The following is a 21,773-nucleotide window of genomic DNA, read 5'->3' as shown; positions in this document are numbered from 1 at the left end:
TATTCATTTTTTTTACACTTTTATCCATAAAATCTACAAATGATCTAGGAGTTTACTTTTCACATCATTGATTTGCATATCCATCAATTCAATCATCTCAATTTTTCCGGACCGTATCCCTTTCTCGATTCCAAGATGATACGCTTCCGCAATCGCGATAATAATAGCGTTCGCTGCCCCATTTTCTTTGGTTATTTCACACCCTCTTTCTTGGAGAGTGATGATTAGTCTTGAAGAAATGTCATCAATGTCCGCCATAGATAAATCCTCTCCCGCAATTAATAAACTTTTTTTAGGTTCCCCTCCTTTTTTTAGACCATACGAAGTGTCTATTGGATAAGTTTTTGTCTTAATTCATCCACACTATGAATCATATAGGTCGGCTGTTTCCAAATTTTCATGCCTATACCCTCTTTTCAAAAGCTAATTTCAAACCTAACCCTACGTATACGGAACCCACGATTTTTCCTTGCCAACGTGCAAACATAGAATTCTTTTGAATCCATTTCGTACCTAATGAACTTATGAGGAAAACAAGGATCGTGGTGTACATAATGCTCATCAACACAAAGGTCAATCCAAGGATCAAAAGCTGAATAATAACAGGAAATCCATCAGCTCGGACAAATTGCGGCAGAAAAGCTAAGAAAAATAGCGCTGTTTTTGGATTTAGCAATTCAATGAGAATTGCCTGATAAAAGGACGATGCAGGATTCAACTCTCTTTTTACCTGACTTTCTTGTTTGTCCGTTCTTTCAAGAAAAGCACAAATTCCTAAGTAGACTAAGTATAGAGCCCCCAGATATTTAACGATCTCAAAAGCAAGAGAAGAAGTCATGAGGATCGCTGAAAGTCCAAGAACTGCTACAATGGTGTGGATTAAATCTCCCACAGCAATCCCGATCCCTGTTAGAAGTCCAGCTTTCCTTCCTCCTCTTGCCGTTTGGGATACGGTTAGCAAAACCGCTGGTCCTGGGATGAGAAATAACATGAGCACCACAAATATAAAGGTTAGCATATGGGCCCCTTGGTACCAATAATACGCTCCAATGCCTCCTCCGCTTACAACCATGAGGATCAAAATAGCATAAAGTATGAGTTTTCTTTTCATGATTTCTCACCAACCTTCTTATCTATTGTTTTCGTAAGTAACTCTAGTGATTGAATGATTTGATCCATCTCCTCCTCGGTCAGTTCTTCAAACATACTTGCATAATAGCTTTCCTGAAAAGCAGGTACTTGTTTTCTGATTTCTTCTACTTTCTCCGTCGTTTGAATCCAGACGACCCGACGATCTTTCATATCCTTTACTCTCTTGACCCACTTTTCTCTTTCAAGACGATCAATAATTCCAGAAACCGTACTGTAAGATAAATTAATGGCCTTACTGATATCTCCAATCGTCTGGGGACCATTTGTGATCCTCCGCAAAACTAACAGTTGAGGGAGTGTAATCCCATATTCCGCTAACTCTCTGGTGACGGCCAGTTCAAAGGATTTGTTCAGCTTTTTCATCAGCTCTCTTAATACCGTCGCTTTACTCAGTGTAATCCCTCCCTTCAAACCTTCTTTCGTGAACAAGATATTTTCTGCACGAAATATTATTGAACGACATATCCAGTAAGAGGCTTGCCATTCTTATAGTAGAGTTTTGGATCCAGAATCATGTAGAAGATATGGGTATCCTTGAATCCCCCGCTTTCTAATAATTCATGCAAATCCGCTACAATACGGTCGTGCTTATCCTGACTTCGTTGAAACATCAGAATCTCTAAATATCGTGGGTTATGAGTCAAGCTGTCCCTTTGACAAAGCTCCACTTTGACCTTTCCTTCTTCAATATCCGCTGTTATCGCGAAGACTTGAGTTATTTTAGGAATGAGACTTGTTAACTCTTCCGTGGTGAATCCATTAAAACGGAGGTAAGGCATCCTCATCTTCCTCTCTGACAAATAAGGTTTATCACTGGATCTAATGTTAATACAATCATTGTCAAAACAATGTTTTCTGTACGAAATAATATCACAAAAGAGTGTGTCTGAAAACTATTTTTATAAAACCTGTGAATCAAAGACATAAAAAAGAAGACTGTCTTAACAGTCTTCTTAAAACGTCTCCTCAATCATAATCTCCTCAATCGGCAAGCGTAAGGAAGGTTTCGGTGCACGTGCCGCGTAGCCGACGCAAATACACATGACCGGAATATATCGACTTGGAATGTTTAATTCTTGTCTTATCTCTTCCGTTTTGAAGCGAAGAATACTGGTGTCGAGTCCTTTATCCCGGCAGGCAAGCATCAACTGCATAGCCGCTAAGGATGCATTTCGAATCGCTTCCTCTTTACGAAATTCGGGTCCTGCCTCCAGATAGGCCTCTTGGATCGCTTTGATTTGTTCCTCTTTCATTTGTGCGGTACAGTGCCCCTGTCTAAATGCCTGGTTGACTATTTTTTCAGCCTTCGTATGAGCTTGCGTATCCCCTAGTACCAGAAAAGCCACAGAACAGTCAATAATCTGTTGCTGGTCGTAGACAATCGGAAACAATCTTTTTTTTCGATCTTGGTTTTGGATTACCATAAAGCGCCAATGCTGTAGATTCCAAGTCGATGGAGCATAAGTGGCCAAACGTATAAGCTCAGCCAACAGCTCCTCCGATAATCGTATACCACCTTGAAACTTCTGTATGCTCTTTCTTGAGGTGAGGATATTGGGTATCAATAAATGTGAATCCTGTGACGACTTCATATCACTCAATTCCCCTCTATAAGTTGTTTTTCTTTTAAAGGATAATCCGTCGAAACCCACCAACGAGACTGTGAGTAACGAGCAGAATAAATGGGAATGGTTTCTCCCATTGGAGGAGTGGAAAGCACCGCTCCCTTCTCCTTCGCCGCTTGGCTTACGCGTTCAATCGGATCTGTCCAATCATGTAAGGACAAGGTAAAAGCGCCCCAATGGATAGGGATTAGGACTCTTCCCTTAACATCTAGGTGAGCTTGAACCGTTTCTTCCGGCATCATATGGATATTTCTCCATCGCTCGTCATACTGTCCGCATTCCATCATGGTAAGATCAAAGGGACCATACCGTTCCCCGATCTCCTTGAAATGTGGCCCATATCCACTGTCCCCGCTAAAGTAAAGCCTGGCTTGGGGAAACTCGATGACCCACGAGCACCAAAGCGTAGTATTACGGTCCCCTATACTTCGGCCGGAAAAATGGCGAGCTGGTGTGCAGGCCAGCAGGATCCCTTCAAACTCCCATTCCTCCCACCAATCAAGTTCAATAATCTTGGACGGATCAACTCCCCAACGCTCAAGGTGTGCTCCAACTCCGAGAGGAGTAATAAAGGTTCTGACCTTTGGTTTTAGTTTTAAGATTGTGCCATAGTCTAAATGGTCATAGTGATCGTGAGACAAGAGGACTGCATCGATGGGCGGGATATCTTCCACCTCAACCGGAGGTTTTTCACTATATCTCTTCCCTCCAATCGAGGGAAGAGGCGAAGGGGCCATACCGAGCATAGGATCTAGCAATAATCTCTTCCCATTGATCTCTAGTATAAAAGCGGAATGACCCAGCCAAGTGATGGTAGGTTGATGTTTATCCGGGTTAGTTAAGAGAATCGCGGGCTTCTTCATAGGAATCAATTGTTTCGGCCGGCGATTAGGATTTCCTTTTATATAGTCTCTCACTAAACTAACCATTGTTCCCGCGTTCATCTCCATCGGAGTCGGAACCATATTCACGAACTTTCCGTTCGAATAATTCACTGAACGCTTCATCCTCTCCTTAAACCCCCTTCCGCCAAAGGCTGGATAATAGGTCAAAAAGAGATAGCCAGTCAGAATGACCAAGATTACAGTAGTCAGAATAATCATAGGCTTAATACCTCCAGCATTCTTCTTGTTATGAGCTTTTTAAAAGTAGTTGAAGAATTCTTTTTAACTCTTTTACATCTGTATCAGTCAGGCTTCCAAAAAGCTTTTCCGTCAAATTCTCTTTCTGCTTGATCACCTTTGTTAATACCTCTTTTCCCTGATCCGTAATCTCTAGGAAGATCACTCTTCGATCCTGTTCGCTCATGCTTCTTCGAATTAGGCCTTCTTTTACCAGCTTATTGGTTAAACCGGTTATTCCTCCCGTTGTAATTTGCAGTTCTTCTGCAAGGATTGTTGGACGTTGTCGACCTTTCTCCTCTAACAATTGCAATATTAAAACATGAGTAATATATAAATCCGTTTGATTTAGCTGATTCCACTCATACGCCCCCTTCTTCGTTAGGGCCGTGAACATTTGCTGTATATCCTGCAGATCCAATTTTTTATCGTTATTCATATTTATCATGTCCTTCTACCTTATAAGTGATCAGTAAATATCTTAGTACTAAACTATTTACTAGTATACATTATATCGACTTATGATCTAAGATGCAAAGTAATATTAACTGATCCTTCAATCCATACTAAACATTGGACCATCATCTACTTCTAATGGAGGTATGGAAAATGCAAATTCGCGAAGGATTAGTTCCTACCGTATTAGGTACCGTTGTCACAGGAACCGGTTATGCACTGCGTGGAGTCAACCCCGCTCTAGGGGCAGCCGTGATGGGATTTGGACTTGCTCACGTGGTACTCGGGGGTATTGATCTCGTTGAACATCATGCGGAACCTACCGACTTAGACTTTGAAAAGTTATTAAACTTAAAGTAGTTGTGGTCAAAAAGAAAAACACATCTAGCTCTAGATGTGTTTTTCGTCTCCTAAAATTCTGTGGAAGGTAACAGTAAAGATACACTGCTCCAACTACACCTTCTTAAACTCTCTTTGTCCCCATAAAACAGAGCTTCCTGTAATTTGCCTGTAGGTTCTAGCCAATCCACCGATCATGGCTGCTGACCCAATAAAGAGTACGCAAATTTGTGGACTCATAATCGTAAAATCAAAAACACCCTGCCCCAAGATCATTGCTTGCATTCCGCTTAACAAGGGAGTTAATCTGCAGTTCGCCTGAAACAAGACCCGGATCTCTTGCAACAAAGACCACATCATATAAAAGAAGACAAACAATCCAACAACCCCTAGAGTTGTAGCTAATGTAAGAAGGATGTTGTGTGCATGAAATACGCGCAGATAATCGTAGACCGTACGGTCAGCCAAATAAATCCCTAAGAGGCCCCATCCGGTTACAGGTTTTTTCTGAAACATCTCAAACGTACTGAGCCAGATCTCCTGACGGTCACGAATGGATGAAAACAGGATTTCTCCTCTTGGAAACCAATCTGGTTGGTGCAGCATTAAGGCAACAAGGCCTAACAAGAGAAATGTAAGGAAAAGCATTTTTCTCTTATGACCAGAATAATAGGCGAATATCACAAATCCAAGGAAAAGACCAATCACGGCACCTCGAGATTCTGTGATCAGAAGAGTGAAAGCAAAGGCCAACGTACTTATAGCATATACCCATTTCGTGATTCCGATTTTTCTCTGAAAAAAATAATACCCTATTAAAACCATAATAGCATACCATGTTCCTGCGAGATTCGGGTTGTTAAACGTTCCCGATACCCTATAATTTTGGTAATCACCAATGTCTGCAATACTTCGCGTACCTAGCAATAATTTCCACCAAGCCGGTTCATACGTAATGATCCCGATTTTATCTAATAAGGCAATAAAAGCTGACCCCAGAGACAAGAAAAATAACGATAATAATAGTCTTTCAATCACTTCTTCCCTTTGGTATTGATCTTGTAGATATAAACTTAAGAAAAAATACCCCAAGAGGAATAAGGATGAGGTAACATACATTCCCTGATCATTCGCAAACCCAACGAAAACAGACCAGATAAATAGGAGCAGTAACCCATTCGTCCATGGATGACGCAAAGACCAGTTCCCTTTCTTTATGTATAGATAGGTTATAAAGAGAACGGCCAGCACGGCAAAATAAGGCGAGTAAACAATGAGACTTAAAACAATATTCATAATATAAAAAGCACCTTCATCTTATAGTTATTCATAAGAACAACATAAGTCACGAAGCGCTTTCATAGCAATAGCAATAAATGACGAAAAAAAAATATATCTATTTAGTTAATTAGGACTATATCATCTACAAGTTAAAATGAAGTCGAGTGGTATTCAATACATCGATCGCTTCTTTGGCCACTTTCTGTACAATATCTGCGGCACTTTCAATCGATTCAATCATGCCTGCGGACTGCCCGCAGTTGACCCATCCTTCTTGCATCTTGCCTTCAATAGCGGCAATTCTGTTGTTTGAGCCTTTAATATACGGTAACAGCTCTTGAACGGTCGGGCCTGTTTTCTCATATTCCACAACCTTCTCGGCAAAAGGAGATCTGGCTACACGGAACACGTTCCCGATACTGCGAGCCATGACCAAGGTGCTGTCATCCGTTGCATCTACGAGTAGCTTTTTGTAGTTGTCGTGGGCTTGACATTCCCTAGTGGCGACGAAACGAGTGCCCATTTGTATGCCTTCTGCTCCAAGCATCATGGCTGCTGCCATCCCGCGTCCGTTCGCTATACCACCGGCCGCAACAACCGGAATGTTCACAGCTTGAGAAACCTGCGGGATCAGGGCAAATAACGTCAGCTCCAACGGGCTGTTATGTCCTCCCGCTTCAAACCCTTCAGCAATCACAAGGTCGGCACCTAACTGTTCTGCCTTCTTTGCATGTTTAACGGAGGCAATATACACCATGACTTTAAGACCAGCTTCTTGAAATAAGGGAATGAGTGGTTTGGGGTTGCCTGCAGAAATACTTACGGCTTTTAACTGTTGGGCATGGTCCAGAATGGCCTGGATATATGGCTCCTGGTTGGAGTGCTCACTGATGGGCAGGTTGACACCAAACGGCTTATCCGTTAATTTAGCTGCAAGGCGAATTTGTTCCCGAAAGTCCTCCGGAGACCTGCCAGCCGAACCAACCACACCGAATCCTCCCCCATTTGATACCGCTGCTGCCAAAGCCCCGTTACCTACATAAGCTAGACCCCCTTCAATAATCGGATATCGAATGTCTAGTAACTCACAAATACGATTTTTCACTGAAGATCCCCTTCCAGGTATGAATAGATAAATTTTACCATATTTTGAACTTAAAAGGCACTTTAATAGACAATTCAAAAACGGTGGTTAACCCAGCCCACCGTTTTTCATATTTAGACGTAGACGCGGCGTCCTTCCTTATCCCTTGCCCTCCAAGCTTCCATAGAAGCAATCGCGATAAAAGCGGTGAACCCGTGAAGAACAACGTATACCGTAAGAGTATTTAATACATCAAGAGGCAACCCTTCTCGAAAATGTGTATTGATCACTACCAGTAGAGAGGTCATAAGGGCAATATACGTGCTGCTGATAACCTTCTTTCCTTCATTCCATTCTTGATAGATAGGAACGAGAAGGAACAATAAGACGATGACAGCGCCATATACAATGAGGACATTCCAGACCCCTTCACCTCCGAGATAAAATCGGAACAGATACAAGGTTGAGCTCGCCAGGGCTCCCGATATATATCCGCCATATAGAATGGCAATCAGGAGAGGAATGGTTCGAAGATCCAATATATAGCCAGGAATAATATGAAAGGGATTGAGCATACAAAGAACAATAGAGAGAGAGCAAACCACTCCCAATCCCAACTTTCGTACGGAATGTAGTAAATCCTTTGAACATAGAAGAAACAGTAACGGGAACAGAGCAAACAAAATATTTAGTATTAAATTGGCCGTACCTGCCATGGACCTATCATCCTCTCATCTAGCTACGATACGTTTATTTTAAAGGATTTGTCCGCTTGCAGGTGTTAAGCTTTTCGGAAATTTTGTTGACTTTTTTGTGAACTTAATAGCAATCAAAACTTGTGAGATATCTTAGAGATGATCGGTGTCCGAATTCAAATATTGAACACAGCGCCTGGCGCTCATTTCCGGTGCGGTCAAAATAGGAATACGAGTATGGATCTTACCAGCCACATGGGCCATGCTGTATTGAGCAAGTACAATCACATCAACTCTTTTCTCTAATGTTGCTGTCATATCCATAATTCGTTGATCATGCTCCACCTGCTTTCCCTCAAGCAAGAAACGAAAGGCTTCCGTATTGACTAGAGAATGAACTTCAATCTCCGGTTTTCTTCGTTTTAAATAACTGATTAATGCAGCCGGTGTTTCCTCAACCGTAGAGATCAATCCGATCTTTTGGTAGGTTAGGGCGTCATCTAGCATAGCCTCATCTGATCTGAATAATTTCACGTCGTACAAGGGTTGAAGGACATCGGTCACCTCGTTAAAAGCGGAACAAGTGAGTTGAATCCCGTCCACATCTGATTCTAACGCTAAATTAACCAGACGGGAAAAGCGATTGATGATCGAAGGTGTTAACGAACCTTTCTCTTGGATCATCGGAAGTAATCCTGTATCCATAAAATGAAGCCGAGATACCTCTGGAGCTACTTTACGAAAAGCTTGGTCAATAGGGTCAACTGCTGTAGTGGTGGCATGGATAAATGCAATTTTCATCTTTGACTTCCTCTCATACGATATTGTCCGACCGATCGGAGCATTCGTTCACAACCTATGGACTACAACACTTTCAAGCTACCAATAAATTTTCTTGCTTGTGCTTTTTCCATAGGTGGCAAAACTACAACCGTTACGGAGCCTTCAGGAACCTCGGTGCGCCCTCCGTCGCGGATGAAAAGAAAGCCCTCCTCTATCAACTGATGCAGTTGTTTTTCGGCAGCTCCTAGCACAACCTTCTTTTGCCCTATCTTTAACCAAGACTCAAATACATTGTGGTATTGTTCTCTATTAATCAGACAATGTAGAGTCATTATCGTAGCGGCATGAGCCACTTGCGAGGCGATCTTTCCTTTGGACATAGACAGGTCTTCATTAACAACATAGTATTGAACAAGTTCTTGACTAGGGTTCATATAACATCCTTTTGCAAATGACATTTTGCTCCAGCAATGCCTTCGAGGTTTGAGGCCCTCAAATCGGGCCACGCGGTTTTCAGGGCGTCATTCGACACGTTTGACACCCTCAAATCGGGACCACAACATTTTCGGGGTTTCAAAACGCATCTTTGATACCCTCAAACCAGGGCCACGCGATTTTCATGCCTCATTCGACACGTTTGATACCCTCAAATCGTCGCCTCGCCATTTTCGGGGCTTCAAACTCTGCTAACGTTCTCCGCCTTTACTAAACAGATTTTTAAGAGTGAAGTTATCGAGCCCTGTTCCTTATATAAAAGGCAAGGACAAATGGAAGCAGAGGTACCAAACCAAGTAATCTAACCCAATTCTCTGCACCTGCAAAATAAAGCATAGGGAGTAAGAGCGTTATTCCACAAATAACTAGGGCTTGCCAAGACTTCTTAGACAATCCGTAAACGACTGACACGGCTGCAACTATAATTAATGCCCAAAAGATATAACCTATCCAATATCCCATTGGTTCACCTCCCAGCGATATCTAAATTTTAACAGGATAAACCAATCAAGGATAGTCTTTACCAACAGAAAAAGAAGGGCACATAGCCCCCCTCTTTACGACATCCTTATCATTATGATGCAATGGACTGATCCACCTTCTTGCCCACTAGTTTCATCATGACATACCCAACCAAGAAGATTCCCAAAATCACGATGATACCTGGACGAAGCAACAACTCAAAAGGATTGTCTCCTGCCATAATTACCGTTCTCTGAAGCCATCCCTCTAATTGATTTCCTAAGATAAAACCAATCACAAGGGCTGGGATCGAAAAGTGGAATAGCCTCAGCAGGAAACCTATAATCCCAAAAACAACAAGTAACCAAAGATCAAACAGGTTCTGAGAAGTACCGTACGTTCCATACAACATTAAAACCAGTATAAGAGGATACAACCATCTTGTAGGAATCTTTGTGAGCGGTATGGCAATGTAACGGATAATCCATAGTCCAATAATTATTAAAACCAAGTCAGAAAAGATCAAACTAAAGAACAGTCCATAAACCATCGGACCATTGTTTTCGAAGAGCTGAGGGCCGGGATAGATCCCGTGAAGCATGAGGGCTCCCATCACTAACGCGGCCTCCGCATCTCCCGGGATACCAAAACTGAGCATTGGGATCAAATTAGAGCCCGACACGGAATTATTTCCGGCTTCCGCAGCGGCCACGCCTTCGACTGCCCCTTTCCCTAACTTCTCGGGCTGTTTAGCTGTTCTTCTAGCTTCCCGATGCGACAGAAACCCTCCAATACTAGGCCCCAACCCCGGCATCATGCCAATAAAGGAACCTATTGCGCTCGATTGTACAATCGTAGGGAAACAATTTTTGAAATCTTGCCAAGTCATCCGTGAATCTTCTTTCGTCTGAGGAGGAGGCAAATGTCCTTGTTTAGATTGCATTTGTTTCTTATAAACACTGTATAAAATCTCAGATAAAGCTAATAACCCCAGTAAAACAGGAATCACAGGCAAGGACTCTTCAAGCTCATAAATTCCGAAACTATACCGTGGAAGACCCGTTGTGGGATCGGGACCTATAAGAGACAGGCCGATCCCGATTAAGGCTGAAAGAATCCCGCGAATTTTATTGCCAGCGGTAAACGCCCCTACCGTCATTAAAGCGAACATCACGATTAACAACAATTCAGGAGAAGCCAAAAGCAAGGCAATCTGGGCCATGAAGCCGGTTAAGGTTAACAGGAGAATATCCGCAAAAAGCGAGCCGAAAGCAGATGAAATTTGAGCTGTTTGCAGTGCTTTCCCAGCTTTTCCCTGTTGCGCTAACGGATATCCATCCATGACTGTAGCGGCTGCAGAAACGGTTCCCGGTGTCCCCAACAGAATGGCGGAAATCGATCCGCCAGCTAAGGCTCCTTTGTAAAAGCTCATGAGTAAAGTAACGGCTGCCACGGGAGAAAGGGAATACGTGAACGGAATTGCCACGGATATGGCCATCATGGAACTCATCCCTGGAATCGCCCCTAGGACTTGACCAATGATGATCCCTATCGGAATCAGGATGAGATTATCCCATGTGAAAAAATGCTGAAATGCTGCTACAATGAGTTCCACTTCTGAGCCATCCTTTCTTCTCGTCTAATAAAGAAAAGAATCTATGATCGGTTCCCAAAAACCAAGAGGCAAATAAACCTGTAGCGCGTATCGAAAAATAAAATCCGTTACTAAGGGAACTAAAATCGCAGGAACTAATAAATTTACCCAACCTCTGATTCCTGCCATCCAATAGATTAGGGCAATTCCTAACATACTGGAAAAAGAAAAACCAATATACGGTGCAGCCAATAGAATAAAAACAGCCACGAGCACAAATAACAAAAACTCTTTAACCGTCGTATTAGAAGGTTCCTTACTGAACGTTGTTACTCGATTTCTAAATCCTTGAATAAGTAAGGAGATAGATAACAGTCCTATTAAACTTAGGATTGTATAGGGGAAAAATCGTGGAGAAAGGGCTAAACCATTTTCTTCAATCGGAACTTGCGTTGGAGTTAAAAGCATTAAGATGAGCGATATGGCAAGAAGGCCCCCGCCACTCATGACTTCCTTATTCATCCATATTCGATTCACGTGTTTCCCCCCTTACACTCCCAAGTTAAATCTCATGAAACGGGTATACCTTTCGAACTACCTTGCAGTATCTAAAATCAGATAAATTCACACTGCTCCATCCTGGAGCGCTAACCGTGATAATAGAATCCGTAACCTTACCAAAAAAGGCTCGAAAATGATTGCTAGACTTTAATCCTACAATTTTATAGTCTTGAATAAAGATCCCGTGAAGTCTAAAGATTTGATCATCGAACACTTGAGATCTCCATGAACAAACAACAATATCAATGCCATTGGCCTGCAGTCTGGCTGACTTACCTAAATTGACCTTCATCCCCGTCCACATGGGCGAACTTTGGGTATATTGACCATCTGTTAAAGACTTAACGTATACCCTCATTTCAAGAGGGGCTCCATGAACCGGATCAATTTTGCCACCAAGACGCACACTGATCCACTGCCCCACTCCCGCAAGGTGGGCCTGCTCAGCCGTCTCCGGGTCAAAAATCGTTCCAAAACAAGCTGGGGCTACTCCAGACTCTATCATGGCTCGCAGTAGGTGCGTCCCATCACCGGGTGCTCCACCCCCGGGATTGTCAGACGTTTCATTGAGAACCACAGGGAATCCTTTCCCCTTCAGAGCTTCTACGATCCCTGCTTGAGGAGATAAAATGGGTGGAAAAAAATCTTTTCTCACGTTAATTACGTAATCCGCTAGCTTCTCGCCCATTTCTTTTGCCTTTTCCTGATCCCCCAGAGTAATCGTGACAATGGAACATCCAACCTCAGCAATATCGGCATAAGGGAAGCCATGGTAGAAGGAACACTCAATCACGTCTGACATCTCTTCCCATCCACGGCAAATTTCATTAATATCCTTCACCGGAGAAGTGAACGAAGTGCTAAGTGGGATCATCAAGGGTAAGGAAATAAAATGCATCGTTGGCTGAATCTTCTCCTTTACCATCGCCTCGGTCCAACGCATCGCCTTGATCCCTATCTCATACGAATCAATATGTGGATACTCCTTTACCCCAATCAACATATCGGCGTGTTCAACCATCTTTTCCGTCACATTCGCATGAAGGTCCAGAGTAATCACGATAGGAATGCTCTTCCCCAGACACCTACGTAGTTCTTCGAGCAAATCTCCCTCGATATCTTCGGTCTGTTCTGCTACTCCTGCTCCATGCAGATTAAAGCAGATGGCATCGATGTTTCCCGCATCTAGAATCGTTTGGATAAATTCGCGTTTTAATTCTTCATAGGTTTCTCTTTCAATCACACCCGATGGACGTGTAAAAGCGGAAAAGGTAGGGATAACCTGAATCCCTAACCTTTCAGCTTCATCAATCATGCCTCCAAGGTAATCCTTTACGCCATGATGTCTTTCTAAAACAACTTCCCGAAAGTCCCATTCGGACATCTGAAAGTGCTTTTTCGTTGCGAGCACCGTGGAAAACGTATTGGTTTCATGTACAATTTGCCCAATGATAACTCTCACGGCTATGTCCTCTCTTTTCGTCGCTTATTTTTTACCCAGCATAAGTTTTAAGTTATGATCTAAATCCTCAAGATTCTTCTTGAATTCTTCGGCACTCATATAGGAAGGCTCTACTGACATCTTCTTAAATTGATCTTGGACCTCTGGATCTTCTAGAGCTTTCTTGATTGCGTCTTCCCACTTGGAGGTAACATCTTCAGGCGTCCCCTTCGGAAAACCGATCCCAAGGAACGTGCGAATACTTGCATTCTCATATCCTAGCTCTAATAGGGTGGGTACCTCGGGTGCAATCGGCCATCTGGAATTACTAGTGGAAGCGATCAACTTTACATCTTTCGATTCAATTAAAGGATTCGTTCCGGAAGATACAGCAAAAGTGAAGTCCGCACTACCATCAAGGAGAGCCTTCGTTGAATCAGCAGATGAATTAAAAGGAAGTTCATTAAACTCTAGGCCGAATTCACTCTTAAGCCATGTATAGAGAACCGTCGAAACCGTAGCAGGTACTGTGGAAGCATTCAGCTTGCCTGGGTTATCCTTCACATATTGAACAAATTCCTCAAAAGTATTGTAAGGTGCGTCATCTTTAACAATGATGCCATAGAGAAATTCTCCAAATGCCCCTGCCACTACAAAATCATCCAAGGAAACCGGCACTTCCTTAAACAGTGGAGCATGTACCATCTGTCCAGCGGCAATTACTCCCGCACTATAGCCATTAGGGTCAGCTTTTGACAACTGGGTAATTCCTGTAATTCCACCGCCCCCTTCGACATTCTTAACCACAATACTTTTACCAAAATCTTTTTCGATGTTCTTCAGTATTGCCCGATACGATAAATCGGTTCCTCCGCCTGCGCCATACTGAATAATGAATTCAACTGGCTTCGTTGGATAGGAAGGTTCAGCAGCCTTAGGTTGGGATTCACTAGTTGGACTTGCACTATTTCCTGTTGCAGATTGGGTTCCCCCTCCACCACATGCCGTAACAACTAACATCATCCCCACAATGAGACATAGCAATGAACGATACTTCATCAATTCCCCTCCTTGTCATAATTACTACCTTTTAAATGTCTGACCAAAGAAGTTAATTTAAAATAATCTAAATTTTCTTAACTGTCTCTATTATATTTACTTCATCTTTAACTTTCAACCCTTTTATCATGTTTTCTACATTTTTTTCCATTCCACCAATATGTTGTTCCATCGCTTCCATAGCTAGTTGTTCATCTCTACGTTCAAATGCATCAAGAATCCTCATATGGGAACGAAGCACCTTTTCTCTATTCTCATCCGTAGTAATCAACTGCTCTACGGAATGGTCAATGGAATCTAAAATCGTATTCATTAACAAAAGAAGCATGGTATTACCAGAAAACTGAGCAATTAATCGATGGAATTCTCGATTGTTTTGAATCATAAATGCTTTGTCTTTATAACTTTTCTGCAACTGGCAAACATTCTCCTTAATCTGATTAAGCTCATTAGGCGTCATTCTCTTGGCTGCTTTTCCAGCCGTAGTCACCTCCAGAATTTTCCTCACTTCAATCAGCTCCATCATACTCACTTGACCCAATTTATACAGTAAGGTAATAGATGATGCGACCCCATCCAAATTACTCTCCTTTACAAAGCACCCTCCTTGGGCCCCTTGTATCGTTTGTACTACTCCCGAATGTTCCAACATTTTCAAGGCTTCTCTTACCGCTGAGCGACTGCACTGCATTTCTTCTGCAATGATCCGTTCCGGCGGCAATTTGTCTCCCGACTTTAATTTCTGCTGAATGATCATATCCATGATCTGATTAAAAATGGTATCTACTATTCTTTGTGATTTAATAGGACGAAACATGATATCCCTGCCTTTCACAAATATTGATTAAGTTAGATTTTTCTTAATATTTTAACATGCTTTACCAATAAAATAAAAGAAAAATGACACAATTAGCGATTATTCTTAAAGACTACAAGAAATCTGGAAAATTATTGAATTGATTGTCTTAATGAGGAAAATGAGGATTAATAAAAAGAAGGACAGCCTAGGAACTGTCCTTCTTTTTATAGGTAGTTAGAGGATGGGCGGAAGAGGCAAAGTAATTTCTACTGTAGTCCCTTTATTCACTTCACTAGAAACGTTTATTTCACCGTTGTGATCTTCTATTATACTTTTGCAGACCATGAACCCTAAACCCGTTCCTTTTTCTTTTGTTGTATAAAAAGGTTCACCTATCCTAAGGAGAACATTCTGAGGTATTCCGCAACCCTGGTCAATAAAGCGAATAAGCAGCTTGCCGATCTCATCTAATTTTCTGAGTTGAATGGTTAATTGTCCTCCATTCGGCATAGCATCAATGGCGTTCTTAATGACGTTAATAAACACCTGCTTTAATCGATTTTCTTCACACAATAGAATGTAATCATCGGGTTCGTAATCGTTCTTGACCACTACACTGTTCATATTTGCTTGAGCACTTAATAAGGCAATCGATTGTTCTAGGGGTATACAAATATTTTTTTCTTCGAGTTTTATAACCTGTGGTTTAGCAAGCAGCAGTAGTTCATTTAGAATCAATTCAATTCTATTCATTTCACTATCTATAATTTCAAAATAAGACTGATTTTCTGTTTTCTTATCCATGAGTTGAAGGAAGCCCTTAATGGCTGTGATCGGATTGCGAATTTCATGGGCGATACTAGCAGCTAATTCACCCGCTACAGACAGCTTCTCCGAGTCGATCAGAAGTTTTTCCGCTCTTTTCTTTTCTGTTATATCCTTTAAAATAACAACAAGCCATATATTTTTATTCAGATCATTTTTTACTGAGAAAGTGGTAAGTAAGACATCCACCCTACTTCCGTCCTTTTTTATTCGATAGGACTCGCAGCCTCTTATTCCTTTATCAGCTTTAATACTTTGGGTGAAATCGACTACCTCTTGTCTTTTCTCTTTTGGGATAATTGGCATTTCCTTAATCGAGAGCCCTAATAGCTCCTCTGCCCCCCAACCAAAAACGTTTTCAAATGCCGAATTCACTCTTAGTAGCTTTTCTCTTTTATCAAAGATCAGGATGGAATCTATGTTATTTTGAATAAAAGATTCTAATTGAATCATAACAGATTTCTGTTGTGTAATATCTCTAACAATTCCTGCCATGGCATTGATCTTACCTGTATTTTTATCGCGAATAGGAGACATTGTAATACTTACGGTAATATAATCGCCATTTTTCCTTTGCTTGATGGTTTCGAATTGTTTCGTATTATTTCCTTTTAACGTTTCCCTAAGAAGATATTCTGCTTCTTGCATCGAAAAACCAGGTGTAACAGGAAGGCGCTTACCCTTTACCTCGTGTTCCATATAACCAAATATCACTTCAAATGCTTGATTAGCTTGCAGAATCCTTCCAGACAAATCAAATATAGCGATACCTTCCGAACTATGGTTATAGAAGGACTCAAGCCTATGTAATGAATCTTCTGCTTCCTTCCTATCCGAAATATCCCTACAGACCGAAAGAATAAATTTTCCATCCTTAGCATCCAAAGTATGTGTATTGTTTTCAACAGGTATCCGTGTACCGTCTTTACATACGTGAGTAGTTTCAAATGTGGTCGTTTCATTGTTAGATATCTTCTGAAGAATCTCCTGGACTTCCTTGTTTTCATGGATATCGATCTCAAAAGGGGACAGGTTTAGCATTTCATTTTTGGTGTAGCCTAAACGTTCATAGGCAATTCGATTAATTTCTATAAATTTCCCCGATATACCATTTATATCGATTTTAAAATAATATACTGCATCCGTTATATTATTAAATAATTGTTCAAACTTTTTACTGATTGAACTTAAGTTTTGATTTTGTTCTTTGAAAGTCTGCAGTTCTAACTTTAATTTTTCATTTTCTTTTTTTAACAACTCTATTTCACTTTGATCTTTCATCTTTGGATTCAATCGCCCACCTCCTCACCATAGTCACTTGTAAACTAAGTTTAACACTTATACAGAAATTTTAGAAATGTCCTAGCACAAACAAAAAGAGGAGCAGCCATATGGCCACTCCAAATCCTATGCCTTTCTCCTTAACGAATTGGTCCCTGATTCAATTTCGTTAAGGCTTCATTGACTTGAAATATCTTCGCGTTAACGTGTTCAATTCCGAACCCCTTTAGACGCGCCGTATGCATGGTTAAATACTGTTGAGCCGTTTCTTTAGTCTCAAACAGATAAATGCCGCCAGCTTCTTTTGCTTCGCTGTTCTCCGTCCAAATCTTCCAGAGAAGCCCTTCTTCTTCATTAATGCTTCTTGCTAGATCCGAGAAACTATCCGCCATCTCTCTACCAAATGGGCCTTCCATCTTAAAATCGACTTGTAATAAATAAGCCATGTATGATCACTCCTCTCTACTAAATTCTATCAACCGCTGGATAATTTTACAACTTTTCCGAATAGTACCTCTATCAACCGAGTCTATCAATGTGAACATAAATATAAGGGATTCCCTGTCCTGTTATTTAATCAAAAATAAAAAGCAAAGCATTCCTCGCCAGTCTAGCTGTCGGGAAAGCCCTGCTTCTGTTCTCCTAATTATTAATATACTTCTCAAACACGAAGCCAAAGTCAGAGATATGATATTCGCTTCTTTTTGACTCTAACCAATTAAACGTAATTTCATTGATCTTAGCAAATTGAGCGGAAAGATCGGCCTCCGTACGAGTGAGACCCTTGACAATATCCACCGCTGTACTTAAACTTTGGTGTGCATTTTCATGCTTCGCCTTGTTCGTGGCTACGATTAAAGAGATGCGTAATAGAGATTTATATAAATCTTTTAGCTTTTCGATCTGATTTTTGTCCACATCTATGGAAAATGACGATCCTCCAAGTTTAAACTTGATCTCACAATCGAGGTCAATGGTACCTGCTGTCTCCAGGTACACATCTGTGATCGGATTAGCATGGTAGTCATACCTTTTTAACGTACGCTTAGAACTCACTGCGCTGTCCCCGTCAAGGTGAATAAGAGCCATATTGGTAAAGCAATACTCATCCTTCTTAGACTTGATGAGGAAATAGATCTTCTCTTTGTCCTCGTGCATGACATAGTCATCAGAGTCAACCTTATCGTAATCCTTTGGATCAATTACTTTTCCTATATCACTTAACCCCAATGCTTCTGAAGCCAATTTTCTAAACATAAGCCTCTCCCCTTCCGTTAGATCATCGAATAACCCTTTCTAATCTATGACATATTCAATCAAAATTAGAACGATGATATTCTATTATATAGACGGATGTCGAAGCTAAATATTACAAAAAGCCACCGTTATTTCATGTTTTCCGCTACCAACATTAAATCTTCCTTTGATATCTTGCTGTCAGCTTTCGCTTGTATAGTGTAAATTGTTCGAGGTGCTTCTCCTTTGACCCACTCGATAAACTGCGTTCCCTGATCCACCACATAAAAACCTTCTTTACCGGATGGTAGAGAAACCTTTTCTACTTTCGCATCAGGTGAAACAAATAGTCTTTTCGCTCCTGTAAACTGCACCCGAACCGCAATCTCTTCTTGACCATTGGTAAACATTATAGAACTATAGGAAGGTTGGGTCTCATCATAGTTTCCTTCACGTATCAGGATTCTTTGTCCAGTGCGACTTGCTTCTTCTTTCATTTCCTGTTCAAATTTACCCATGTTGTAATACGTATCGATATCAAACTCAGCGACGCCGTAATGGAAGGTAAAGCCGTCAGGCAGGAGCGTGGGCTTCATAAAGGAAGGGAAGTTCTTCCTTTCAAGTCCCTTTTCCCATTGGCCGTAGTCTTGATATTGGACAGGTTTGGTTAGAAGGGTTGTGGTCTGTATCGGGTTCAGCGACAGGTCGTTCACATACACGTGCATCACTTGACCAGCATTCATTTTGTCGCGAAGCTCACGGTGAATCTGTTCCCATTCCCTTGTAATTTCCGGATCTTGTTCTAGTGGATTCATCCCTTCTCGTTTCACGATATATGAATTTTTATCCAGAGTTTCGGCCTCATAGACAATCTCTCCCTTGGAATCTGTAAGTTGCCAAACCCCTGTTGCATAGGTCCCGATCCCCCCCACGATGAGGAGACATAAGGCAAAGATTCCAGCCATCGCAGGCTTCTGAAGAAGAAAGCTTGATTGGCTAGGTTCTTGGTTAATTTTACTCATTACTTCACCCCGAATATTAATTTCGATTTGTGTTAACGGATTGCATTGGCTCTTAATCTCAAGTTCATCCTTGGAAAGTCGCACCTGCCCCATTTTCCAACTCCTCCCCTTCCTGTAACCATACTTTCAACTTGTTTTTTGTTCTTTGGTATTTCTTTTTTACAGCCTCGGTACTGGTGTAACTTAAGATTTCCCGAATTTCTTCGAACGATCGTTCTTCTAGTATCCTCAAGATAATTAAGTTTCGCTCGACAAGAGATAACTGAGATAGAGCCCTTGCCATGGGTTCGCTAAACAGCTGATTCTCCACATATTGCTCTACACTATCTGTCGTGGTGGTCCAGTTCATAATGGAACGAATGCGATCAAAGATCTTCTTCCGCTTTAGCTTATTCGAACATTGATTATAAGCAATCCTATATAGCCAGGCAGAGAATGAAACAGCCGGTCTATATTGCTCCAAATTTTGAAAAGCCCTGATAAAGACATCTTGTGTAAGATCTTCTGCATCTTGTTGATTCCCAAGCAGGCGGAAACAATAACGGTAAATAGGAGACTGAAACTTCACAATAATTTGCGTAAACTTTTCGCTGTCCCCCGTCTGCCTGATCTCTTCAATCAGACTCTCGACTTGTTCATCCAATCCCTTCACCTCCTGTTTGTTTTTTCACTATGTATAACAATTGTACAGCGAAGTAAGGGACACTTAATTAAAAAAACCTTTCTAGCCAGGAGAAAGGTTCATCACTTATAGTTATTCTTTATTTTTCTTGGACATCAATAACGATGCGCCCAAACCATTCTCCTTCAATATACGCATCTAGTTTCCAGATTCCTTTTGAAGGCAGCTTTAAATAGCCTACAGATTCAGCGTAAGAATAGGGCGTCTTGTATATAGCATCATTCGGGACACCCACCACACTTTCAAAAGCCGTGACCGTTTTTCTGCTTTCTTTGCTGGAACCTACAACCTTCACTTTCTTATGAAATAGTTGCTCTGTTTTTTCGGGTGTCCCTCCCCAGAAGTGGAATAATTGTTTATTATTTTCTCCCGCTATAACGATGCCATCAACAATGGCCATTCGCCCATCGTCACCTCTCAGGCCGTAGGGTACTTCTTTTCCCTCAGCTCCTGGCTTCAAGATCGTAAAAGAGGGACTGACTTCCCAGTTCTCACGATCCTCTTGGACTGTTTTTGAGGAACAACCCGCAGCAACCATGATCATGACTAGAAGTAAACAGAGCATGAATCGACTGATCTTCTTCATCCTATCCCTCCGAATGTGCGTCGAATATATGTACATAGACGGGATAGGGATGCTTTCTATTACAACTTGTATCGTATACTATCCATCAGACTTAAACCCGCACTCCTAAGAAAAGCAACATCCATTCCAATTGTAAAGTATTGTATTCCCTGTGTTGACCAATAGGCTGTCTGCTCTTGATTACTAACATGAATCCCAACAGCTACACCACAATTCCTTGCTTTCTTGGCAATGGATCGAATCACCTCTTGTACAGCCGGTGCCTCTACCTGCCCTGGATACCCCAGCGCTTGAGAAAGGTCTAGAGGCCCTATATAGATGATATCAATACCCGGTACTTGTAAAATTTCGTCCAAGTTTTCCAGTCCCTCTTTTGATTCGATTTGTACGAGTACGAGCGTGTTGGACTCTGCTTTTTTCATATGCTCATCAAGACCAATAGCTCCCCAATCATTCGCACGAACCGGTCCGCCAATCCCACGATCTCCACGAGGATTATAACGGATCCCCTTAAGAAGCGCTTGACATTGGACGGCTGTATCTATCCGGGGCAGGATCAGCATGGATACGCCCATATCCATCAGTCGGTAGAGATCTGCGGGATTTTGTGTAGCGGTTCTTACGGCAAGAGGAATCTGCTGCTTATACCCTGCAAGGACCATATGATCCAGAGTGGCCCATTCGATCGAGCTGTGTTCCAAGTCAAGATGAAGCACATCAAATCCCGTATTTCCGAGCACCTCTACGACAATGGGGGAAGGAATTCTAACCCAAGTTCCATAAACGACTTGACCATCCTGTAACTTCTTCTTTAAACTCTCCTCTTTCATTGTCTCTTCCCCATTCTTTACCTTTATAAAATTCAAAATTATCAACTATCACCATCATTATACCATGTTATCGGAACGGCTATAGCAGCCGTCAAAAAAAGTCCTTACTGCATGTTATACGCAACAAGGACTTTTTCATTGGGATCGAACTATGGTGAATACCATTCTCGTTCTTTTATAGACTAGGAGCTTTTAAAGCGGTATTCGATTCTTGCAGTTGAGCTGCAATTTGTTTTTTAAGCATTTCGTACTCCATTGCATTCAGTTTTCCTCGTTGAATCAACATGGTTCGTAAGGTTTCGATTTCAACTTTCTGCTCTAGCATCATTTGTCTAATCATCGCTTCATTCATATGATTCACCTC

The 21,773-nt window shown here is 41.6% G+C and carries 27 protein-coding genes; 1 reads left to right on the top strand and 26 read right to left on the bottom strand.

The genetic code is table 11. The annotated features are described in order from the left end of the window. Window positions 1-33: 33 nt before the first annotated feature. From EIZ39_RS13515 to EIZ39_RS13485, 7 genes are all read right to left on the bottom strand, one after another. Window positions 34-258: a hypothetical protein gene (locus EIZ39_RS13515; RefSeq protein WP_129200509.1), complete on the bottom strand. Its 225-nt coding sequence runs from the start codon at window positions 256-258 to the stop codon at window positions 34-36. A gap of 145 nt (window positions 259-403) precedes the next feature. Continuing rightward, on the bottom strand, window positions 404-1,018 hold the full coding sequence (locus tag EIZ39_RS13510) for a LysE family translocator (RefSeq protein WP_129200647.1): 615 nt from the start codon (window positions 1,016-1,018) through the stop codon (window positions 404-406). Window positions 1,019-1,107: 89 nt separating this feature from the next. Further along, window positions 1,108-1,581: a MarR family winged helix-turn-helix transcriptional regulator gene (locus EIZ39_RS13505; protein ID WP_240675802.1), complete on the bottom strand. Its 474-nt coding sequence runs from the start codon at window positions 1,579-1,581 to the stop codon at window positions 1,108-1,110. A gap of 20 nt (window positions 1,582-1,601) precedes the next feature. After that, window positions 1,602-1,931: a DUF1904 family protein gene (locus tag EIZ39_RS13500; protein WP_164985087.1), complete on the bottom strand. Its 330-nt coding sequence runs from the start codon at window positions 1,929-1,931 to the stop codon at window positions 1,602-1,604. A 174-nt stretch (window positions 1,932-2,105) separates the two neighbouring features. Next, a complete protein-coding gene (locus EIZ39_RS13495) occupies window positions 2,106-2,744 on the bottom strand; it encodes a nitroreductase family protein (protein WP_129200507.1) in 639 nt (212 codons plus the stop codon). A 5-nt stretch (window positions 2,745-2,749) separates the two neighbouring features. Next, complete coding sequence (locus tag EIZ39_RS13490; RefSeq protein WP_129200506.1) at window positions 2,750-3,880, bottom strand: MBL fold metallo-hydrolase; 1,131 nt, start codon at window positions 3,878-3,880, stop codon at window positions 2,750-2,752. Between the two features lie 28 nt (window positions 3,881-3,908). Further along, window positions 3,909-4,337, bottom strand: a complete 429-nt coding sequence (locus tag EIZ39_RS13485; protein WP_164985086.1) for a MarR family winged helix-turn-helix transcriptional regulator — start codon at window positions 4,335-4,337, stop codon at window positions 3,909-3,911. A gap of 170 nt (window positions 4,338-4,507) precedes the next feature. Here EIZ39_RS13485 and EIZ39_RS13480 point away from each other — a divergent pair, with 170 nt between their 5' ends. After that, window positions 4,508-4,714 carry an asparagine synthase gene (locus tag EIZ39_RS13480; RefSeq protein ID WP_129200504.1) on the top strand — a complete coding sequence of 69 codons (207 nt, stop codon included), beginning with the start codon at window positions 4,508-4,510 and terminating at the stop codon, window positions 4,712-4,714. Between the two features lie 93 nt (window positions 4,715-4,807). On the opposite strand, the gene EIZ39_RS13475 is transcribed toward EIZ39_RS13480, so the two are convergent. The 19 genes from EIZ39_RS13475 to EIZ39_RS26635 all read right to left on the bottom strand — a co-directional run bounded on the left by EIZ39_RS13475 (window position 4,808) and on the right by EIZ39_RS26635 (window position 21,761). Further along, window positions 4,808-5,989: an O-antigen ligase family protein gene (locus EIZ39_RS13475; RefSeq protein WP_129200503.1), complete on the bottom strand. Its 1,182-nt coding sequence runs from the start codon at window positions 5,987-5,989 to the stop codon at window positions 4,808-4,810. Window positions 5,990-6,116: 127 nt separating this feature from the next. Beyond that, the gene (locus EIZ39_RS13470) at window positions 6,117-7,079 is read right to left on the bottom strand and encodes an NAD(P)H-dependent flavin oxidoreductase (protein WP_129200502.1); all 963 of its coding nucleotides are present in this window, start codon (window positions 7,077-7,079) and stop codon (window positions 6,117-6,119) included. 113 nt (window positions 7,080-7,192) lie between these two features. Next, window positions 7,193-7,774, bottom strand: a complete 582-nt coding sequence (locus EIZ39_RS13465) for a LytS/YhcK type 5TM receptor domain-containing protein (protein ID WP_129200501.1) — start codon at window positions 7,772-7,774, stop codon at window positions 7,193-7,195. Window positions 7,775-7,906: 132 nt separating this feature from the next. After that, a complete protein-coding gene (locus EIZ39_RS13460; RefSeq protein WP_129200500.1) occupies window positions 7,907-8,554 on the bottom strand; it encodes an aspartate/glutamate racemase family protein in 648 nt (215 codons plus the stop codon). Between the two features lie 62 nt (window positions 8,555-8,616). After that, window positions 8,617-8,970: an aminoacyl-tRNA hydrolase gene (locus EIZ39_RS13455; protein WP_129200499.1), complete on the bottom strand. Its 354-nt coding sequence runs from the start codon at window positions 8,968-8,970 to the stop codon at window positions 8,617-8,619. Between the two features lie 295 nt (window positions 8,971-9,265). Beyond that, window positions 9,266-9,493: a hypothetical protein gene (locus EIZ39_RS13450; RefSeq protein ID WP_129200498.1), complete on the bottom strand. Its 228-nt coding sequence runs from the start codon at window positions 9,491-9,493 to the stop codon at window positions 9,266-9,268. 112 nt (window positions 9,494-9,605) lie between these two features. Then, window positions 9,606-11,108, bottom strand: a complete 1,503-nt coding sequence (locus tag EIZ39_RS13445; protein ID WP_129200497.1) for a tripartite tricarboxylate transporter permease — start codon at window positions 11,106-11,108, stop codon at window positions 9,606-9,608. Between the two features lie 24 nt (window positions 11,109-11,132). Beyond that, on the bottom strand, window positions 11,133-11,624 hold the full coding sequence (locus EIZ39_RS13440; protein WP_129200496.1) for a tripartite tricarboxylate transporter TctB family protein: 492 nt from the start codon (window positions 11,622-11,624) through the stop codon (window positions 11,133-11,135). A 25-nt stretch (window positions 11,625-11,649) separates the two neighbouring features. After that, window positions 11,650-13,110 carry a M81 family metallopeptidase gene (locus EIZ39_RS13435; protein WP_129200495.1) on the bottom strand — a complete coding sequence of 487 codons (1,461 nt, stop codon included), beginning with the start codon at window positions 13,108-13,110 and terminating at the stop codon, window positions 11,650-11,652. Between the two features lie 24 nt (window positions 13,111-13,134). Next, window positions 13,135-14,148 (bottom strand): tripartite tricarboxylate transporter substrate binding protein, encoded by a 1,014-nt coding sequence (locus tag EIZ39_RS13430; protein WP_129200494.1) that lies wholly within the window; start codon window positions 14,146-14,148, stop codon window positions 13,135-13,137. A 67-nt stretch (window positions 14,149-14,215) separates the two neighbouring features. Next, window positions 14,216-14,965 (bottom strand): FadR/GntR family transcriptional regulator, encoded by a 750-nt coding sequence (locus tag EIZ39_RS13425; RefSeq protein ID WP_129200493.1) that lies wholly within the window; start codon window positions 14,963-14,965, stop codon window positions 14,216-14,218. A gap of 216 nt (window positions 14,966-15,181) precedes the next feature. Continuing rightward, complete coding sequence (locus EIZ39_RS13420; RefSeq protein WP_129200492.1) at window positions 15,182-17,065, bottom strand: PAS domain-containing sensor histidine kinase; 1,884 nt, start codon at window positions 17,063-17,065, stop codon at window positions 15,182-15,184. Between the two features lie 128 nt (window positions 17,066-17,193). Next, on the bottom strand, window positions 17,194-17,499 hold the full coding sequence (locus EIZ39_RS13415) for a monooxygenase (RefSeq protein WP_129200491.1): 306 nt from the start codon (window positions 17,497-17,499) through the stop codon (window positions 17,194-17,196). Between the two features lie 196 nt (window positions 17,500-17,695). After that, window positions 17,696-18,310, bottom strand: coding sequence for a PH domain-containing protein (locus tag EIZ39_RS13410; RefSeq protein WP_129200490.1), 615 nt, complete (start codon window positions 18,308-18,310; stop codon window positions 17,696-17,698). A gap of 128 nt (window positions 18,311-18,438) precedes the next feature. Then, window positions 18,439-19,404 (bottom strand): hypothetical protein, encoded by a 966-nt coding sequence (locus EIZ39_RS13405; RefSeq protein ID WP_129200489.1) that lies wholly within the window; start codon window positions 19,402-19,404, stop codon window positions 18,439-18,441. Then, window positions 19,376-19,954: an RNA polymerase sigma factor gene (locus EIZ39_RS13400; RefSeq protein ID WP_164985085.1), complete on the bottom strand. Its 579-nt coding sequence runs from the start codon at window positions 19,952-19,954 to the stop codon at window positions 19,376-19,378. Before EIZ39_RS13400 ends, EIZ39_RS13405 begins: the two co-directional genes overlap by 29 nt. Window positions 19,955-20,072: 118 nt before the next feature. Further along, window positions 20,073-20,579: a hypothetical protein gene (locus tag EIZ39_RS13395; RefSeq protein WP_129200487.1), complete on the bottom strand. Its 507-nt coding sequence runs from the start codon at window positions 20,577-20,579 to the stop codon at window positions 20,073-20,075. A gap of 59 nt (window positions 20,580-20,638) precedes the next feature. Next, window positions 20,639-21,409 carry an HpcH/HpaI aldolase family protein gene (locus tag EIZ39_RS13390; RefSeq protein WP_129200486.1) on the bottom strand — a complete coding sequence of 257 codons (771 nt, stop codon included), beginning with the start codon at window positions 21,407-21,409 and terminating at the stop codon, window positions 20,639-20,641. A gap of 175 nt (window positions 21,410-21,584) precedes the next feature. Beyond that, a complete protein-coding gene (locus EIZ39_RS26635; RefSeq protein WP_164985084.1) occupies window positions 21,585-21,761 on the bottom strand; it encodes a hypothetical protein in 177 nt (58 codons plus the stop codon). Between the last annotated feature and the right edge of the window lie 12 nt (window positions 21,762-21,773).

It is taken from the genome of Ammoniphilus sp. CFH 90114 (assembly GCF_004123195.1).
GTDB lineage: Bacteria > Bacillota > Bacilli > Aneurinibacillales > RAOX-1 > YIM-78166.
Note: the sequence above shows the minus strand (reverse complement) of the source record. Positions and strands in the feature narration are given on the sequence as shown.

Excerpts from the sequence above, each read along its gene's own strand:
- EIZ39_RS13515 (WP_129200509.1), bottom strand. The coding sequence starts at position 258 with ATGGCGGACATTGATGACATTTCTTCAAGACTAATCATCACTCTCCAA.
- EIZ39_RS13510 (WP_129200647.1), bottom strand. The coding sequence starts at position 1,018 with ATGCTAACCTTTATATTTGTGGTGCTCATGTTATTTCTCATCCCAGGA.
- EIZ39_RS13500 (WP_164985087.1), bottom strand. The coding sequence starts at position 1,931 with ATGCCTTACCTCCGTTTTAATGGATTCACCACGGAAGAGTTAACAAGT.
- EIZ39_RS13495 (WP_129200507.1), bottom strand. The coding sequence starts at position 2,744 with ATGAAGTCGTCACAGGATTCACATTTATTGATACCCAATATCCTCACC.
- EIZ39_RS13490 (WP_129200506.1), bottom strand. The coding sequence starts at position 3,880 with ATGATTATTCTGACTACTGTAATCTTGGTCATTCTGACTGGCTATCTC.
- EIZ39_RS13485 (WP_164985086.1), bottom strand. The coding sequence starts at position 4,337 with ATGAATAACGATAAAAAATTGGATCTGCAGGATATACAGCAAATGTTC.
- EIZ39_RS13480 (WP_129200504.1), top strand. The coding sequence starts at position 4,508 with ATGCAAATTCGCGAAGGATTAGTTCCTACCGTATTAGGTACCGTTGTC.
- EIZ39_RS13475 (WP_129200503.1), bottom strand. The coding sequence starts at position 5,989 with ATGAATATTGTTTTAAGTCTCATTGTTTACTCGCCTTATTTTGCCGTG.
- EIZ39_RS13465 (WP_129200501.1), bottom strand. The coding sequence starts at position 7,774 with ATGGCAGGTACGGCCAATTTAATACTAAATATTTTGTTTGCTCTGTTC.
- EIZ39_RS13460 (WP_129200500.1), bottom strand. The coding sequence starts at position 8,554 with ATGAAAATTGCATTTATCCATGCCACCACTACAGCAGTTGACCCTATT.
- EIZ39_RS13455 (WP_129200499.1), bottom strand. The coding sequence starts at position 8,970 with ATGAACCCTAGTCAAGAACTTGTTCAATACTATGTTGTTAATGAAGAC.
- EIZ39_RS13450 (WP_129200498.1), bottom strand. The coding sequence starts at position 9,493 with ATGGGATATTGGATAGGTTATATCTTTTGGGCATTAATTATAGTTGCA.
- EIZ39_RS13430 (WP_129200494.1), bottom strand. The coding sequence starts at position 14,148 with ATGAAGTATCGTTCATTGCTATGTCTCATTGTGGGGATGATGTTAGTT.
- EIZ39_RS13425 (WP_129200493.1), bottom strand. The coding sequence starts at position 14,965 with ATGTTTCGTCCTATTAAATCACAAAGAATAGTAGATACCATTTTTAAT.
- EIZ39_RS13415 (WP_129200491.1), bottom strand. The coding sequence starts at position 17,499 with ATGGCTTATTTATTACAAGTCGATTTTAAGATGGAAGGCCCATTTGGT.
- EIZ39_RS13410 (WP_129200490.1), bottom strand. The coding sequence starts at position 18,310 with ATGTTTAGAAAATTGGCTTCAGAAGCATTGGGGTTAAGTGATATAGGA.
- EIZ39_RS13405 (WP_129200489.1), bottom strand. The coding sequence starts at position 19,404 with ATGGGGCAGGTGCGACTTTCCAAGGATGAACTTGAGATTAAGAGCCAA.
- EIZ39_RS13395 (WP_129200487.1), bottom strand. The coding sequence starts at position 20,579 with ATGAAGAAGATCAGTCGATTCATGCTCTGTTTACTTCTAGTCATGATC.
- EIZ39_RS13390 (WP_129200486.1), bottom strand. The coding sequence starts at position 21,409 with ATGAAAGAGGAGAGTTTAAAGAAGAAGTTACAGGATGGTCAAGTCGTT.
- EIZ39_RS26635 (WP_164985084.1), bottom strand. The coding sequence starts at position 21,761 with ATGAATGAAGCGATGATTAGACAAATGATGCTAGAGCAGAAAGTTGAA.